Source organism: Lamprocystis purpurea DSM 4197 (genome assembly GCF_000379525.1).
Lineage (GTDB): Bacteria > Pseudomonadota > Gammaproteobacteria > Chromatiales > Chromatiaceae > Thiodictyon > Thiodictyon purpureum.
The window spans coordinates 92,759-109,296 of the sequence record NZ_KB902362.1; the positions used below are offsets into that span (position 1 = coordinate 92,759).

A 16,538-nucleotide genomic window follows, 5' to 3' on the forward strand; every position below is an offset into this window, starting at 1 on the left:
TGCGGCTCCAAGATCACTGGAGGTCGAGGCTTTACCGTGAAAGTCGCGTAGCGACCCTGTGGGAGCGGCGTCCCGCCGCGATGGGGNCGGGCGTGTCACCGCAGCGTTCGCGATCACCGCGGCACCGCATCGCGGCGGGACGCCGTTCCCACGGGGGACATTCATCGTCCGGGGCGGCTGATGTTGCTTCCATGGCCGTTAGCCGGTCGACATCGCGTCTGCGCGGCCCTGGTCCGGCTAAAGCCTCGACCTCCAGTGCACCAGGCCGGTGCACTGGCCGGAACGACGATCAAGACCAGCGAAATCGGGCGCGAGTAAACTCCGTCGACAATTCTCGGGGCAACCTGGGAATCGGGCGCCTGAGCGTAAAGATCGGCATTCCGGCCCCGAAGCGGACGGTCGCAAGCGGCTTGATTCATCCTTCGATCAATCTGTTATCTTCTGGAGCGATCGGCACCAAGATCGGCACGGCCAGCCGCGGAGACCAATGTACGACGACCCGGCAACCATGGAGCCCATGCTCCCCGACTGCGCCGGCGACCGCGCGGACCTGAGTGACCTAGCCCTGGACCTGGTCGCTGAATCCGCCCGTGCGGTCGGCCAGTTGCATCCTCTCACCGAGGGCACCTTGCGGGCGCTGTTGCGCACCATCAACAGCTATTACTCCAACCTGATAGAGGGTCATCGAACCCATCCCATCGACATCGAACGGGCCATGCGCGCCGACTACGCGGGAGAGCCGGTCCGCCGCGCGCTCCAGTTAGAGAGCCGTGCGTACATTGAAATCCAGCAGGCTATCGAGGGTCGCATCGCGTCCGAGCCCGGCCTGCGGGTCTGCGACCCGGCCTTCCTGTGCTGGATCCATGAGCGCTTCTACCAGCAACTCCCGCCGTCCCTTCGCGAGGTCGGGGATCCGTCCGACCAGGAGCGCGAGACCCTGGTACCCGGACGCCTGCGCGAACGCCCGGTCCAGGTAGGGCGGCATGTGCCCCCGGACGCCCGGTCGCTCGACCGCTTCCTCACGCGCTTCGCCGACGTCTATGCCCCGGAGCGGCACCGCGGCCAGGCCCGCTTCATCGCCGCTGCCGCCAGCCACCACCGCCTGGCCTGGATACACCCCTTCCTGGACGGCAACGGACGCGTCACCCGACTCTTCACCGACGCCTATCTGGGCGCCGGCGGCACCGTGGGGCATGGCTTATGGTCGGCCAGCCGCGGACTTGCCCGCAACCGTGCGGAATACTTGGACCGACTGGCCGCCGCGGACGCACCGCGTCGCAACGACTACGACGGGCGCGGCAACCTCTCGCTTGCCGGGCTCGCGGATTTCTGCCGGTTCTTTCTCCAAACCTGCATTGACCAGGCGCGTTTCATGGGCGGGATGCTCGCGACCGACGACCTGCACAAACGCATCCAGGGCTATGTGCAGTTGCGCGCCGCCGGTACCCTGCCTGGTCGGGCCATCAAACCGGTCGCCGCGCCGGTCCTGGTGACGGTCTTCCTGCGCGGCTCGCTGCCTCGCGGTGAGGCCGCGGCACTCACCGGCTACGGCGAGCGGGCCGGCCGCGACGTGATCGCCGGCCTGCTGGAAGAGGGCCTGCTGGTTTCGGACAGTCCCAAGGGCGCGGTGCGCATCGGGCTGCCGATGGCGGCGGTGCCCTATCTGTTTCCGGGGGTGTTTCCGATGGACTCGTAAAGGAGCGAGTCAAACAGAAGTTAAACACGAAGACAATCGTTGTCGTTGTCGTTGTCGTTGTCGTTGTCGTTGTCGTAATCGGATAAGCGATTCAAGTCGGCATGAACAGCCTGCTGTCTGTCGGGTTTCGATTCGCTACACAGCCTGGGCGTACAAGGCCGCCAAGTATTTGAAAGGCTTCGATCGCCACGCACGGGACCAACGCATCCCGCGCGGATCGTCAACTCGATTACGACAACGACAACGACAACGACCGAGACGCCAAAGGCGTCCCTTAAGGGACTTGTTTAACTTATTAGTGAACCGTTCCTTGCCGATGCTCCAGCGGAATCCGAGGCGGGGGTGTGCCCCGCTCGGACTTCTTCTCTCGGGTGTCCTGCCCTAACTCATCCCGCCATCGCCGCCTTCATCTCCGCGGCATATTGATCGGCATTCAATCCGACCAGCAGATGCAGCACATTGTCGGGCAGCCGCAGAATGCCCTGCACGCCGGCGGCCTGCAATGCGCTCTCATCCAGCATGGCGGCGTCGGTGACGGTGACGCGCAGCCGGGTCTCGGCGGCGGCCTCGGCCTGGCGGACGTTGGTTCTGCCGCCCAGGCTCGCCAGGATGGCGCGCGCCTTGGCCGGGGCCTCGGCGTCGCGGGCACGGGGTTTCAAGGCATCCGCCTTGTACTTGACCTTGGGCGCGGCGGCACCTTCCGGCAGTTCGGCCTCGGGGCCGGCGGTCAGCAGGTATTCCTCCATGTCGGTCTTCAGGTTGTCGGACTTGGGTCCGAAGATGGCCTGGAGGTTGTTGCCGACAGTGACGACACCGGCCGCGCCGAGCGCTTTGAGCTTGTCCGGGTTGGCCTTGCCCATGTCGGCCACCGCCACGCGCAGCCGGGTGATGCAGGCGTCCAGCCCCAGGATGTTGCTCTTGCCGCCGAAGGCCAGAACGAGTTCTTTGGCAAAGTCATCCGCGACCATGGCCTTGGCGTCCGCCGCGTCCAGGGTCTCGAGTTCGCGTCCGGGCGTCTTGAGATCCAACCATTGGATCAGGACGCGGAAGAGCACGTAGTAGACCAAGGCGAAGATGGGTCCCAGGATCAGGACGATCCAGGGCTTGATGTCGTTGACGTAATAGAGCGCGTAGTCGATGAAGCCGTGGCTGAAGCTGTAGCCCAGGCGCGCATCGAGCAGGTAGGTGCTCAGATACGCAATGCCGACCAGCACCGCATGGACGATATAGAGCAGCGGGGCGACGAACAGGAAGGAAAATTCCAGCGGCTCGGTGATGCCGGTGAGGAAGGCGGTGAGCGCCGCGGAACCCATGATGCCGGCGACCCGCGCCTTGTTCTCGGGCTTGGCGCAGTGATAGATGGCGAGTGCGGCGGCCGGCAGGCCGAACATCTTGAACACGAAACCGCCGCCCAGGATGGCCGCCTCATAGTCTCCGGCGAAGAAGCGGTTGAGGACGCCGTGGACCGTCTTGCCGGTCTCCGGGTCGACATAGGTCCCGACCTCGAAGAAGAACGGAACATTCCAGATGTGATGCAGACCGAAGGGCAGCAGCATACGCTCCACCACGCCGTAGATGGTGACCGCCGCGGCCGGGTTGCCGTAGGCCGCCCAGTCGCCGAAGTCGCGGATGGCCACGCCGATGGGCGGCCAGATGATGGCGAGAATGGCGGCGAGCCCAATGGCCGCAAAGGCGACGGCGATCGGCACGAAGCGCTTGCCGGCGAAGAAGCCGAGATAGGCCGGCAGCGAGATGCGGTAATACTTGTTGAACAGGAACGCGGAGAGCAGTCCGATCAGGATGCCGCCGAAGACGCCGGTGTCGATCGACTCGATGCCGAAGATTTTTTTGATCTCGGCGCGGCTCTGCGCCGGCGGGAAGGCGACCAGTTCACCCTTGCCGGCGTCATAGAGCGCGATGGCGCCCTCTTCACCCTGGCCGGCCTGGAGGACGAAGGGTACTGAGACTCCGTCACAGGTCAGTGCCGTGCCCTCGATTTCGCTCGCCCGCAGTTTCTCGATCGTTCGTCCGTCCTTGTCGAGACAGAGGAAGCGGTCGCGCTGCGTGTCGTATTCCACGTAAACCGACTTGGCGTTGTCACCGGTGAGGGCGAGCGGCTGTACGGGGGCCGTCCAGCCGATGAAAAGCAGGCCGATGACCCCCAGGGCGGCCAGCAGGACGAAGTAGCCGACGGTGGCTGCCATGGCCGCCACACCGTCGTTCTTGGTGAAGCCCAGAACCACGCCGATGGCGAAGATCAGCGGCAGGATCATAAAGATGGCGTCGCCGGAGGCGGACATGATCCGGCCGATCTCGGCGATCCAGGGCGTCTCGGCCTCGCGGGCGATGGAGGCGCCCACACCCAACAGGATGCCCGCCACCGGCAGCACCGACACCGGCAGCATCAGGGCCTTGCCGATCTTTTGCAGACCGCCGAAGGTGTCACCCCAAACAGTTGATAGACTCATCGTGTTCTCCGGATCGAATCAGTAGTCCAAGGGCACCAGCGCGCGGACCGCCGCGGCGCTGTCCTGAGCCAGTGCGTGCTCCGCCAGCGCCTGGCACGCGGCAAGCGAGTTCGCCCGCACCTCGGCCTTGACTGCCGGGATCGAGGGGACGCTGACCGAGAGTTCGCTGACGCCCAACCCGATCAGGATGGCGACTGCCTGAGGATCGCTGGCGATACCGCCGCACACGCCGACCCACTTGCCCTCCGCTTTGGCTCCTTCCACGGTCTGGGCGATCAGCCGCAGCACCGCCGGGTTCATGCCGTCCGCCTTGGCGGCGAGCTTGGGATGGCCGCGGTCCATGGCGAGCGTGTACTGCGTCAGATCGTTGGTGCCGATGGAGAAAAAGTCGACCTCGCGGGCGAACTGGCGGGCCAGGATAGCCGCGGCGGGGACTTCGACCATGATGCCCAGTTCCACCGGATCGACGGTGCCCAGGCGCGCCCGCTCCTCCTCGACCAAGCCCTTGACCGAGCGCACTTCCTCCATGGTGGCGATCATGGGGAACATCATGCGCAGTGTCCGGCCCTGGCCGGCGCGCAGGATGGCGCGCACCTGGGTGCGCAGGATTTCCGGCCGGTCCAGTCCGATGCGCACCCCGCGGATGCCGAGGAAGGGGTTTTCCTCACGCGGCATGGGCAGATAGGCCAGGGGCTTGTCGCCGCCCACGTCCAGGGTGCGGATGATCATCGGCCGGCCGTCCAGGGCCTTGGCGATCTCCGTATAGATCGCGTATTGCTCATCCTCGGTGGGGGCCGAGGTGCGGTCCATGTACAGGAACTCGGAGCGCAGCAGACCGACCCCCTCACCGCCCAGGGTGATGGATTTCGCCGCGTCCTCCAGGCCGCCGATGTTGGCTGCCACCTCGATGCGGTGTCCGTCCGTGGTCATGGCCGGCGTGAAGGCCGCGGCCAGGTCGGCGGCGCGGCGTTGCGCCATCCGCTGTTTGAGGGTGCGAATCCGATTGATCTCAGCCGGGTCCGGGTCGAGTCGCAGGCTGCCCTTGCTGCCGTCCAGGATCACCGGGGTGCCGTCCGCCAGGTCCATGGCGCGCGGTTCGATGCCGGCCACCGCCGGGATGTCCAGCGACCGGGCGATGATGGCGACGTGGGAGGTCGCACCGCCGCCCACGGTCGCGAAGCCCAGCACGCGGGTGCGGTCGAGCCGGGCGGTGTCCGAGGGGTTGAGCTCTTCGGCGATCAGGATACTGTCGGCGGGGGCCTGGGGCTCTTCCAAGGGGTGGCCGGTGACGATGGCGAGCACCCGCCGGCCGACATCGCGCAGGTCATTGGCGCGGCCGGCCAGCAGGGGATTCTTGAGCCCGGCCAGGCGTTCGGCGTGGGTGGTGAAGGCGGCTCGCCAGGCGAAGGCGGCGCTCTTCCCCTTGGCCATCGCGCTCTCGGCGATGTCCAGCAGGTCCGGGTCGCTCAGCAGTTCCTGGTGGGCGGCAAAGATGGCGGCTTTGGCCGGGTCGGCCTGGGTGCGCAGCTCGATCTGTAAGGCTTCCAGTTGGTTGCGGGCCATGTCCATGGCGTCCTCCAGGCGGCGCCGCTCCTGGTTCGGCGTCTCGCCGGTCTCCTGAACCTGGATTTCCTCGCGCCGCAGGCGCCACACCTTGCCGACCGCGAGACCGGGAGAGGCGGCGACCCCGAGCAACAGTTTGGGATCATCGGAGCGCGGGCGCGGGGCCGGTGCCGCATCGGCACTGATCTCGGTGGTGGCCGGTGCCGGGGCGGGGACGCTGCCCTCGTCGCCCAGGCCGGCGGCGATCTCGGGGGCCAGGGCGGCGATGGCCTGCGCCGCGTCCGGTCCTTCCGCAACCAGCACCACCTTGTCGCCTTGTTCGATCCCCAGTCCCATGATGGAGACCAGACTCTTGGCGTTCGCCTGATCGTCGCCGCGCTGAAGCGTGATGCGGGATTGCCAGCGTTTGGCCAGGTTGGCCAGCACCGCGGCCGGGCGGGCATGCAGCCCGGTCGGGTTGGGGATCAACAGCGCCTCCGAGACTAGGCGCTGACCGCCGATCGCCCCCGTGCTCGCGGCCTGGTCGGCCAGGTCGAGGGTCATCACCGTATCCTGGCCGGCACGCACCCTGCCGCTGACCTGATGGTAGGCCGTCACCCGCTCGCCGTTGGTGACGACGATCTGGGTCAGCAGGCTCTTGGCGTGGGTGGCGAGATAATCCGCGTCGAAGGCGATCAGCGCCTCGCCGGCGGCCACGGTCTGACCTTCGACGACCTTGGGGGTGAAGCCCTGGCCCTTCAGGTTCACCGTGTCCAGGCCGATGTGCATCATCAGTTCGATGCCCTCGGGGGTCGTCAGGGTCACCGCGTGGCCGGCGCGATGCAGGTTGACCACGGTCCCCGCGCAGGGGGCGACGAGCACCTGCGACAGCGGGTCGATCGAGAGTCCGTCACCGACCATTTTTTGTGAAAAAACAGGGTCCGGGACCTGCTCCAATGGCAGGGTGACGCCATCCAGGGGCGCCTTCAGCTCGATGGTTCGCACCGCGATCTCCTCTGTGGTGGTTGGGACATGGGTCGCGCGCCGACCCCCGCGGGGTGTGGGCGTGCGCAAGACATGCGGGAGGGAACGCAGCGGGCGAGCAGCCGTCGTGCGGTGGCGCAGTGGGTGACGGCATGGGGTCGCATCACATCGATCCCTGTCCGGGGGTGCGTGATGGCACCCCTTGTTGTTTATCGTTCCGGTGACCAGGCCGCGGTTGAGCGGGCTCTACCGCGGCCTGGTGGTGGTCAGCTCCAATCCTCGCAGGGTCTGCGCCGATCAGCAACTGCCGTCGCGAGTGCCCGCGTTGCCGGGGCTGAAACCGGTCGCCCCGTTTCAGTCGTGCCAATCCACGAGTCCAGTGTACGCGGTTCCCAGGACGATCAAGCCGAAGGCGATGCGGTACCAGGCAAAGACTTCGAAGCTGTGGTTGGAAACGTAGCGCAGCAGTGCCTTGATCGTGAGCATTGCGGCGATAAAGGCCGCCGCGAAGCCCACGGCGAAGACCGGCAGGTCAGCGACGTTGAGCAAGTCGCGCGACTTGTAAACGTCGTAAACCGTGGCGGCCAGCATGGTCGGGACGGCGAGAAAGAACGACAGTTCGGTGGCCGCTTTGCGCGACAGCCCGAAAATCAGCCCGCCCATGATGGTTGCCCCGGCGCGAGAGACCCCGGGGAACATGGCGACGGCCTGGGCGAGACCCACTTTCAGCGCCTCTCGCCAAGTGATGTCATCGACTGTTTGGAACCGCGCCGGGCGCGGGTTACGTTCCACGAGGAGAATGACCAGACCGCCGACGATCAAGGCTCCTGCCACCGTGAGCGGGTTGAACAGGTAAGTCTTGATGGTGGAGTAGAACAGCACACCCAGCAGCATGGCCGGCAGGAAGGCGATCAGGATGTTGGCGGCGAAGCGCCGCTCCCGCTGCTTGGTCCAGAGCCCCAAGGTGACGCCCACGAGGCGCTCCCGATAGAGCCAGCAGACGGCGAGGATGGCACCCAACTGGATGGCGATTTTGAAGACCTTGCTCTGTTCGTTCGTATAATCGAGCAGGCTGCCGACGATGATCAGGTGACCGGTCGAGGAGATCGGCAAGAACTCCGTCAATCCCTCGACGATGCCGAGGATCAATGCCTTCAACAACAGGGGCAGTTCGAACATGTGCGATTCCCAAGGTGCGCCGCGCGGCGGCGGATGGACGGATCCGACTAGGGCCGCGACTTTACACCGATCGGGAGCCGGACAGAAGGCCGGACAGCGGGTTCAAAAGACACAGCAAGTGAGACGGAACTCCACGGCCTCTCCGGTTTGGGTTGGCCTGCCGCGGGGTGCGAGGTGCATGAAGCGGATACTGAAGCGATTGCGGTGTCCGCTGATCTCAGGATACAGCGGGCCTCCGGCCGGTAATCCCGCGCGGACCATTTGCGCCGGGGCCTGGGGATCCAGGGACTCCTGGTAAAAACCGCCCGGTGCCAGCACCTGACGCGGTGTCGCGCTGCCGCGCGCGAGGGACAGGATCAACCGGATCGCCACATCCGCCGGCCGCAGGTCTTTGAGCCAGTGGTCGAGACGGGATTGGCGACGTTCCGGTGACTGGAGCAGCCAGTGGTGATAGATCGGGAGGTCGAAACTACAGGCGCCGCCGGGGATACTGCTGCGCTGGATCACACCCTTGAGGAATTCGTCCTCGCGGGCCGTTTGGCCGATGGGGCTGCCAAGCGTTTGGATAGTGCCCGCCGCCCGTTCCAGTTCGCCCAGGACTCGCGTCAGGGCCGCCGGGTCCACCCCGGGTTGGCTGGCGATGCGGTTCAGCGAAGTGATATTCCGTTCCAGTTCCTTGCCGATCTCAGTGCGCAAATCCGCCCGCGCGGTGACGGCGGTGATATCCAGCAAGGCCTCGACCGCCACCCGGGTCGCCCAGGGGTCGTATTGCGGCATGAAGTAATCCACCTTCTCGAACAGGTGCTCCAGGCGCAGGAAGGTCCGGATGCGCTCGTTCAACGGATGTTCAAAGACAATGTGTTGGGACACGGCGGGCCTCGCGCGCAACGCTTTGGAGTGTTATTGAGTCGTGACGACGGTCGCGCTGTCCGTCGCCGCGCAGACGCGGTTACGTCCGCTGCGCTTGGCCGCGTAAAGGTGGCCGTCAGCCTGGGCGAGCAGCTCATCCAGTGTTTCCAAGGCCGCCGATGTGGGGGCAACGCCGATGCTGACGGTGACCGACAAGGATCCTGATGGGGTGTCGATGGCGAGGGTTTGCAGGTGTTCGCGCAGACGATTCGCGAGCCCGACGGCCAGGGCGGTATCCGCCACGGGGAGCAGCAGCGCGAATTCCTCCCCGCCGACACGGGCGCATAGATCGCGCGGTGACAGGTAGTCGCGCAGTCCATCCGCGACGCGCTTCAGGACTTCGTCGCCATAGGCGTGGCCGTAGCGGTCGTTCACATGCTTGAAGTGATCAATGTCGACCATCATCGCCGCCAGCGGCAGGGCGCGCGCCCGCGCCTCGTTGAACAGACGGACCCCGTCGGCAAAAAAGGCGCGGCGGTTGAGCAGGCCGGTCAGGGCATCGGTCACCGCCATGGTGCGCAGTTGATCCATGGCGCGGCGGTACTCGACTTGAATGCGCACCCGGGCCAGCAGTTCCATGCTGCGAAAGGGCTTGGTCACGTAGTCGCTGCCGCCCGCCTCGAACGCCTCGATGATGCTGGCCTCATCGGTGAGGGCGGTGATGAACAGGATGGGAATCGCGTTCCAGTCTTCTCTGGCCTTGATCCGGCGGCATACCTCGAACCCATCCAGGCCCGGCATGACGATGTCCAACAGGATCACGTCCGGCGTCTCCAGCTCCAGCAGTTCCAGGGCGCTGTGGCCTTCCAGGGCAACCAGGACGTCATAATCCCGCAACAGCCCAACCAGGATGCCGACGTTGGTCTGACTGTCCTCGACCACCAATACCTTGGCTCTAGGGTCTGACATTGAGGCGTCGTTCAAGGAGATCCTCAGCTTCTTTGAAGCGATAGGAGCGGACCAGGGCGCGCAGTTGGTCGAAGAAGGGCTGCTCCGCTGCGGGCAGACTGGTTGCGGTCATCGCATCCGTGAGGGTCTTGCAGTCGCGGGCACGATGTCCCTGCAGCGCGATCAGCAGCGCCGCATATTGTTCGGCGAGCCAGGCCGAACTGATCGGTGGACCCGGTGGGGCGTCGCTTCGGGTCTGGCCGGCGCGGGCCGCGCCGATGGCATCGCAGAGGATCGGTACACCCTGCGAAAGGGTGGCGAGCAGGGCCGGGTAGTGCTCGGTTCGACCCTCCCGAATGGCATCGTCCAAGGCTTTACAGGCAGCGAACAGCTCGGTGGCCGCCAGGTTGCCCAAGACGCCTTTGAGGGTGTGCGCCAATTGTTTGGCGGCGGTCGGGTCGTGCTCCAGGGCCGCGGCAATCTGCGCCGGGGTGTCGCGATAGGCGGTGCTGAACTCACCAAGGACCTCCCAAAACAGATCCATATCCTCACCGATGCGCTCCAGGAACTCGGCGCTGTCGATGCCTGGGATGGACGGCGGTTGATCGTCTGAGCGTGGCTCCATCGGTGCGAGTACCTGGTTAGGTGGCGGGACTTGCGGGGCGGAACTCGAGGCCGCGACGGTGCTCCGCAGTGCAAGGCGCAATTATCCTCAAGCGAACCCGATCCTACCAGAGAATGCCCGCATTTCCCTTGGTCCCGCGATCGATCCGTGCCGTCCGGCGACGCGCGGCGCAACGCGGGTAGTGGTACATGATTGGATGGAAATCGCCTAAGATCCGCCCACGCTGGCAATCGCCGAAAGGTCTATCCCTCATGCTTCTGCAACCCGTTGTCTTGTCAGGCGGCTCCGGTACCCGTCTGTGGCCGCTCTCGCGCGAGGCGTACCCGAAGCAGTTTCTCCCCTTGACCAGCCAACATACCATGCTCCAAGAGACGGTGCGGCGGCTCGACGGTCTGGGTCAGGAGCATCCGCGGCGCGCCATCGGCTTGGTCGATCCCGTGGTGGTGTGCAACGAGGCTCACCGCTTCCTGGTGGCCGAGCAGTTCCGGCTCATGGGCCGGCAAACGGCAGCCGTCATCCTCGAACCCAAGGGCCGTAATACCGCGCCGGCGCTGACCCTGGCGGCGCTGGCGGCGACCCGCGGCGGCGCCGATCCGGTGCTGCTGGTGATGCCCGCCGATCATACGATTCGCAATGAATCGGCCTTCCGCGCCGCCGTGGCCGATGGTTTCAGCCTGGCTCTGGAGGGTGCGGTCGTGACCTTCGGCATCGTCCCCAGCACGCCCGAGGTCGGTTACGGCTACATCCGTCAGGGTGAACCCTATCCGTTCGCGGGGGCGGAAGGGCGCGCCTACCATCTGCGCGGGTTCGTCGAAAAACCCGATGTGGAGACGGCCCAGGGGTATCTCGCCTCCGGTGAATACCTCTGGAACAGCGGCATCTTCATCCTCAAAGCGTCCGTGTGGTTGACGCTGATCCAGCGCTTCCGTCCGGATATTGCCCAGGCCACCACCGACGCCTATGCCCAGGGGCATGAAACCGGCCAATTTTTCCTGCTCGACGCGGGGGCCTTCGCCGCCTGCCCGAGCGACTCGATCGACTACGCGGTGATGGAGCATATCGCCGGGGAGGCCGCCGACGTCCCAATGGCCATTGTCATCCCGTTGGACGTGGGCTGGTCTGACGTCGGCGCCTGGTCGGCGCTGTGGGCGGTGCGTGAGCAGGATGCCGCCGGCAACGTGCTGGACGGCGATGCTTTCGTCCATGATTCGTGTAACAATCTGTTGATCGCCCGCCACCGCATGGTGGCCGCGGTGGGGGTGAACGACCTGATCGTGGTCGAGACGCCGGATGCAGTGCTGGTCGCCCGCAAGGATCGCGCCCAGGACGTCAAGGCGGTCACCCAGTTCCTTGAGCGCGAGCATCGCGATGAATTCCGCCATCACCAGCGTGTGCATCGCCCCTGGGGCAGTTACGAGTCCATCGGCCATGGTTCCCGCTACCAGGTCAAGCGGCTCTCCGTGAAGCCGGGTGAATCCCTGTCGCTGCAGATGCATCATCATCGCGCCGAGCATTGGGTGGTGGTTTCCGGCACCGCGCGGGTCACCTGCGACGACAAGACCTTTCTGCTGACCGAGAATCAGTCCACGTACATTCCCGTGGGGAGTCGTCACCGGCTGGAGAATCCGGGGGCCATCGCGCTGGAGATCATCGAGGTCCAGTCCGGCAGCTATCTGGGCGAGGACGACATCGTGCGCTTCGAAGACGCCTACGACCGGGGAGCGAAGGAGGGCTGCTGAGTTTGCGCGGGATCCCCGTCGCGTCGGACGAATGGCACCGTCCGGCAGCGGCATTGCGATTCGATCGCGGCGCAATGCCGTTGCGGCGATGACAGCCTTTGCGCCCTCATTGTTCCGCGGGTGGGCGCTGCTGCTGTACCATGGGGCGTTTTTCCCGCCGGTACCTCATCATGGGATTCAAATGTGGGATCGTGGGCCTGCCAAACGTCGGCAAGTCTACCCTTTTCAATGCTTTGACACGCGCTGCCATCGCCGCCGAGAACTATCCGTTCTGCACCATCGACCCCAACGTGGGCGTCGTGCCGCTGCCGGATCCGCGGCTCGACGTGATCGCCGCCATCATCAAACCGCAGGCGATCCTCCCCACGACCATGCAGTTCGTCGATATTGCCGGGTTGGTGGCGGGTGCCTCCAAGGGCGAGGGCCTGGGCAACAAATTCCTCGCCAATATCCGCGAGACCGACGCCATTGCCCATGTCGTACGCTGTTTCGAGAACGACGACGTGATTCATGTGGCGGGTGCCGTCGATCCCCTGCGTGACATCGAAATAATCGACACCGAACTGGCCTTGGCCGATCTCGAGTCGGTCGATAAAGCCCTGGATCGGGCGACCCGTGCCGCCAAAGTCGGGGACAAGAAGGCGGCGGTGCGCAAAGATCTGCTGGAACGGGTGCGCGCCCAACTCGACCAGGCCAAGCCGGTGCGGGCGCTGGGCTTGAGCGACGACGAGCAGGCCGAGTTGCGCGATCTCTTCCTGCTCACCGCCAAGCCTGCCATGTACATCGCCAACGTGGCCGAGGACGGCTTCCAATCCAATCCATTCCTGGACCGGGTACGCGAGCACGCGGCCGGCGAGGGTGCGCTGGTGGTGCCGGTGTGCGCCGCCATCGAGGCGGAGATCGTCGAACTGCCGGAGGATGAGCGCGGTGAATTCCTGGCCGAACTGGGCCTGGACGAGCCTGGTTTGAACCGGGTAGTGCGGGTGGGCTATCAGCTGCTGGGGCTCGAGACCTATTTCACCGCCGGACCCAAAGAAGTGCGCGCCTGGACCATTCCAGCGAAGGCGCGGGCGCCGCAGGCGGCTGGTGTCATCCACTCGGATTTCGAACGTGGCTTTATCCGGGCCGAGGTGATCAGCTACGCGGATTTCGTCGCCTGCAAGGGCGAGCAGGGGGCCAAGGAGGCCGGCAAGCTGCGCTCAGAGGGTAAGGAGTACGTGGTCAAGGACGGCGACGTGATCCACTTTCGCTTTAACGTCTGACCGGGATTCCTGCTGCGAAGGTGCGGGCCGGGTTGACGCCTGCAAGCGACCTCTTTATACTTTCGCGTTCTGCTTGGCTACGTAGCTCAGCTGGTTAGAGCACCGCACTCATAATGCGGGAGTCGGTAGTTCAAATCTACCCGTAGCCACCACACATCCAAGCACCTATGATGAACCGGCCGAGTGCCGGTTTTTTTTGCCCTCCCCGACTCATGTTACCGATCGTCGACCGCTACGTGCTGACCGAGGTGGCGAAGACCTTTACGGCGATCGTTGCCACCTTGGTCGCGATCGTCGCCAGCATGTTGTTTTTGCGCACCCTGGAGGAGGTGAATCTGGGTGCGCTGAACGCCGAACTCGTGCTGCGATTCCTCGGTCTGCAAATCGTGCGCGACACGCCCAGCCTGCTGCCGCCGGCATTCTTTTTGGCCGCCCTCGGTGCACAGGGCCGCTTGGCTCGCGACAGTGAGCTGGTGGCCCTGAATGCCTGCGGGATCGGACCAAGCCGACTGTTTCGGCCCTTGTTCCTTCTCGCGCTGCCGGTCGCCATGGTCACCGGCTGGTTCGCGCTGGTACTCCAGCCTTGGGCGGCGGCCGGAATCGCCGAGATTCGTCTTCAGCAGAAAGAGCAGGCGACGCAGATTGCCGGGCTCCAGGCCGGGCGCTTCTACACCGAGGAAGGTGGAGATCTGGTGATCTATATCGGATCGATCGCCAAGGGTAAGGGGCTGGAGCGTATCTTCGTTATCGACCGGAGCGGGGAGACCACGCGCATCGTGGTCAGCGAGACTGGGCGGCATCGGTTGGAGGAGCAGAGCGGGGATCAATTAGTGATTCTCAGGGATGGTCACCGCTTCGATGGGAAGGCCGGCGAGGGTAACTACCTGATCGGACAGTTTCGGGAATATCTTCTGCGGCTCGAAGGGCAGGGGGAGCGGCACACCTTCACCAAGCGTTCCACGACCCCGTCCGGCGATTTGCTGAGGTCGGATGCCATCGAAGACCGCGCCGAGCTGGAGCACCGCATCGCCGCTCCCCTGGCGATTTTAACGCTGACCCTGATCTCGGTTCCCCTGGTGGCGATCTCGCCCAGGCAGAAGACCTCGGGGCGCTTGCTTCTCGCTTTCCTGGCCTATTTCACCTTCTTCAACTTGCAGCAGTTGGCCGAAAGCTGGCTCGGGAGCGGGCTGACTCCGGTCTGGCTGACCAGTTTTTGGTATCAACTCCTGGTCCTGGCGCTTGTCTATCTGGTCATGGCGCCGGAGTCGCGGTGGTACAGGCAATTGCGCGCGGGTCTTGCCCGGGTGTGGACGTCCCCCGCGTCTAGTTGATCTGAGACGCAAGCACGGTCGTCTCGGCCCGCCTGTCCATGATGATTTCATCGACAGGCGGCCGCGGGAATGAACCACCGACCGGGCGAACGCGTTAGACCCGCGACCGGGGAGGCGACGATTGATGCCGTTGGCGTGTGGGCCGGATGGGTACGACGACCCCGCGCGGGTCATCCTGACCAACGCGGGGAGCGGTCTTTTTCTCCTCCTGTTCCTTAGCCGATGGGGACGGTTGAGGCGATCAACGGTTCCAAGGCATCCATTGGAGGGGCGAGGACGGCGGCGACACTGGTTTGGCCGGTGGTGGGGGCGGAGCCGCTGGGGGCTGAGCCGGTGGCTGGGCACCACGCCGGGGCAAACCGCTTCCAAATAAACCCCAAGTCGGAGTCTGCGGGGGGGCGGTAACTGCCTTGGCAGGCGTTGCGGCGGTCGCCACTGGCGCTGCCGGGGCCACTGGCGCTACCGACGGCTCCGTCGTCGTGGTGGCCGGTGCGGCGTCGACTGGTGCCGGTGCGGCCTTGACGACCGGCGTCGGCTCGGCGGCAGCCGGTGCCGGTGCGGCCTCAGCCACTGGTGCCGGCTTGGCGGCAGCCGGTGACGATGCAGCCTCGACGACTGGTGTCGGCTCGGCGGCAACCGGTGCCGGGGCGGCCTTAACCACTGGTGCCGGCTCGGCGGCAACCGGTGCTGGGGTGGCCTCGACGACTGGTGCCGGCTCGGCGGCAGCCGGTGCCGGGGTGGCCTCGACGACTGGTGCCGGCTCGGCGGCAGCCGGTGCCCGTGCGGCCTCAACCACTGGTGCCGGCTCGGCGGCAACCGGTGCCGGGGTGGCCTCGACGACCGGTGCCGGCGCGGCGGCAGCCGGTGCCGGTGCGGCTTCGACGACTGGTGCCGGCTCGGCGGCAACCGGTGCCGGGGTGGCCTCGACGACTGGTGCCGGGGCGGCCTCAACCACTTGTGCCGGCTTGGCGGCAGCTGGTGACGATGCAGCCTCGACGACTGATGTCGGCTCGGCGGCAGCCGGTGCCGGGCTGGCCTCGACGACTGGTGCCGGCTCGGCGGCAGCCGGTGTCGGAGTGGCCTCGACGACTGGTGCCGGCTCGGCGGCAGCCGGTGCCGGGGCGGCCTCGACCACTGGTGCCGGCTCGGCGGCAACCGGTGCCGGGGTGGCCTCGACCACTGGTGCCGGCTCGGCGGCAGCCGGTGCCGGGGCGGCCTCAACCACTGGCGCCGGCTTGGCGGCAGCCGGTGCCGGGCTGGCCTCGACGACCGGTGTCGGCTCGGCGGCAACCGGTGCCGGGGTGGCCTCGACGGCTGGCGTCGGCTCGGCGGCAACCGGTGCCGGGGCGGCCTCGACGATCGGCGTCGGCTCGGCGGCAACCGGTGCCGGGGCGGCCTCGACGATCGGCGTCGGCTCGGCGGCAACCGGTGCCGGGGTGGCCTCGACCACTGGTGTCGGCTCGGCGGCAGCCGGTGCCGGGGTGGCCTCGACCACTGGAGTCGCCTCGGCGGCAACTGGTGTCGGGGCAGCCTCGGCGACCGGGGCCGGCGCTTCAGTCGCGGCAACTGCCGGCGCTGGCGTAACAGGCGCTGGGGGCGGAGTTAACGTGACCTTACCGATCGGCGCGAGCCGCGCCGCTAACGCCTGCGAATCGCTCGGGGGTCCGATCGGTGCGAACGAGGCATCGGTCGCCAGGCGGATCACGCCGGCGGCCATGGCCAGGGCAACCGCCCCAACAATCACGGTCTGGTAATCCATGCCGCTTGAATTTTTGGAAGACATACGCGAATTGATCCTCTGTTGTCTGGTGATTGACCGCCTACTCACCTTGCCCACTGCCCACCGGGCAGTAAAGGGGCGTGCAGACGGGTGCAACGCGTCGGACAGCCCGGTCACACCTAGGCGAACCTCGCG

11 protein-coding genes and 1 tRNA gene are annotated in these 16,538 nt (G+C 66.0%); 5 read left to right on the plus strand and 7 right to left on the minus strand.

Annotated elements, in window-relative coordinates; all coding sequences use genetic code 11:
* Nucleotides 1-487: 487 nt before the first annotated feature.
* Nucleotides 488-1,696 (plus strand): Fic family protein, encoded by a 1,209-nt coding sequence (locus A39O_RS0100370; RefSeq protein WP_020502728.1) that lies wholly within the window; start codon nucleotides 488-490, stop codon nucleotides 1,694-1,696.
* A gap of 386 nt (nucleotides 1,697-2,082) precedes the next feature.
* On the opposite strand, the gene A39O_RS0100375 is transcribed toward A39O_RS0100370, so the two are convergent.
* The 6 genes from A39O_RS0100375 to A39O_RS0100400 all read right to left on the minus strand — a co-directional run bounded on the left by A39O_RS0100375 (nucleotide 2,083) and on the right by A39O_RS0100400 (nucleotide 10,291).
* Nucleotides 2,083-4,164 carry a PTS transporter subunit EIIC gene (locus A39O_RS0100375; RefSeq protein ID WP_020502729.1) on the minus strand — a complete coding sequence of 694 codons (2,082 nt, stop codon included), beginning with the start codon at nucleotides 4,162-4,164 and terminating at the stop codon, nucleotides 2,083-2,085.
* Between the two features lie 18 nt (nucleotides 4,165-4,182).
* Complete coding sequence (gene ptsP / locus A39O_RS0100380; RefSeq protein WP_020502730.1) at nucleotides 4,183-6,711, minus strand: phosphoenolpyruvate--protein phosphotransferase; 2,529 nt, start codon at nucleotides 6,709-6,711, stop codon at nucleotides 4,183-4,185.
* 333 nt (nucleotides 6,712-7,044) lie between these two features.
* Nucleotides 7,045-7,869 carry an undecaprenyl-diphosphate phosphatase gene (locus tag A39O_RS0100385; protein ID WP_020502731.1) on the minus strand — a complete coding sequence of 275 codons (825 nt, stop codon included), beginning with the start codon at nucleotides 7,867-7,869 and terminating at the stop codon, nucleotides 7,045-7,047.
* Between the two features lie 102 nt (nucleotides 7,870-7,971).
* Entirely contained in the window at nucleotides 7,972-8,739 is a 768-nt protein-coding gene (gene zapD, locus A39O_RS0100390; RefSeq protein ID WP_026199050.1) for a cell division protein ZapD, read from the minus strand.
* 30 nt (nucleotides 8,740-8,769) lie between these two features.
* Nucleotides 8,770-9,687, minus strand: a complete 918-nt coding sequence (locus A39O_RS0100395; RefSeq protein WP_051088740.1) for a diguanylate cyclase — start codon at nucleotides 9,685-9,687, stop codon at nucleotides 8,770-8,772.
* Nucleotides 9,674-10,291, minus strand: coding sequence for an Hpt domain-containing protein (locus A39O_RS0100400; RefSeq protein ID WP_020502734.1), 618 nt, complete (start codon nucleotides 10,289-10,291; stop codon nucleotides 9,674-9,676). The genes A39O_RS0100395 and A39O_RS0100400 overlap by 14 nt, the downstream gene beginning before the upstream one ends.
* A gap of 251 nt (nucleotides 10,292-10,542) precedes the next feature.
* On the opposite strand from A39O_RS0100400, the gene A39O_RS0100405 reads away from it, so the two are divergent.
* From A39O_RS0100405 to lptF, 4 genes are all read left to right on the plus strand, one after another.
* On the plus strand, nucleotides 10,543-12,030 hold the full coding sequence (locus A39O_RS0100405; RefSeq protein ID WP_020502735.1) for a mannose-1-phosphate guanylyltransferase/mannose-6-phosphate isomerase: 1,488 nt from the start codon (nucleotides 10,543-10,545) through the stop codon (nucleotides 12,028-12,030).
* Nucleotides 12,031-12,200: 170 nt separating this feature from the next.
* On the plus strand, nucleotides 12,201-13,292 hold the full coding sequence (ychF, locus tag A39O_RS0100410; protein ID WP_026199051.1) for a redox-regulated ATPase YchF: 1,092 nt from the start codon (nucleotides 12,201-12,203) through the stop codon (nucleotides 13,290-13,292).
* 75 nt (nucleotides 13,293-13,367) lie between these two features.
* Nucleotides 13,368-13,444, plus strand: a tRNA-Met gene (locus A39O_RS0100415).
* Between the two features lie 60 nt (nucleotides 13,445-13,504).
* On the plus strand, nucleotides 13,505-14,623 hold the full coding sequence (gene lptF / locus A39O_RS0100420) for an LPS export ABC transporter permease LptF (RefSeq protein WP_020502737.1): 1,119 nt from the start codon (nucleotides 13,505-13,507) through the stop codon (nucleotides 14,621-14,623).
* 241 nt (nucleotides 14,624-14,864) lie between these two features.
* On the opposite strand, the gene A39O_RS31325 is transcribed toward lptF, so the two are convergent.
* Nucleotides 14,865-16,406, minus strand: a complete 1,542-nt coding sequence (locus A39O_RS31325; RefSeq protein ID WP_157639533.1) for a hypothetical protein — start codon at nucleotides 16,404-16,406, stop codon at nucleotides 14,865-14,867.
* Nucleotides 16,407-16,538 lie beyond the last annotated feature (132 nt).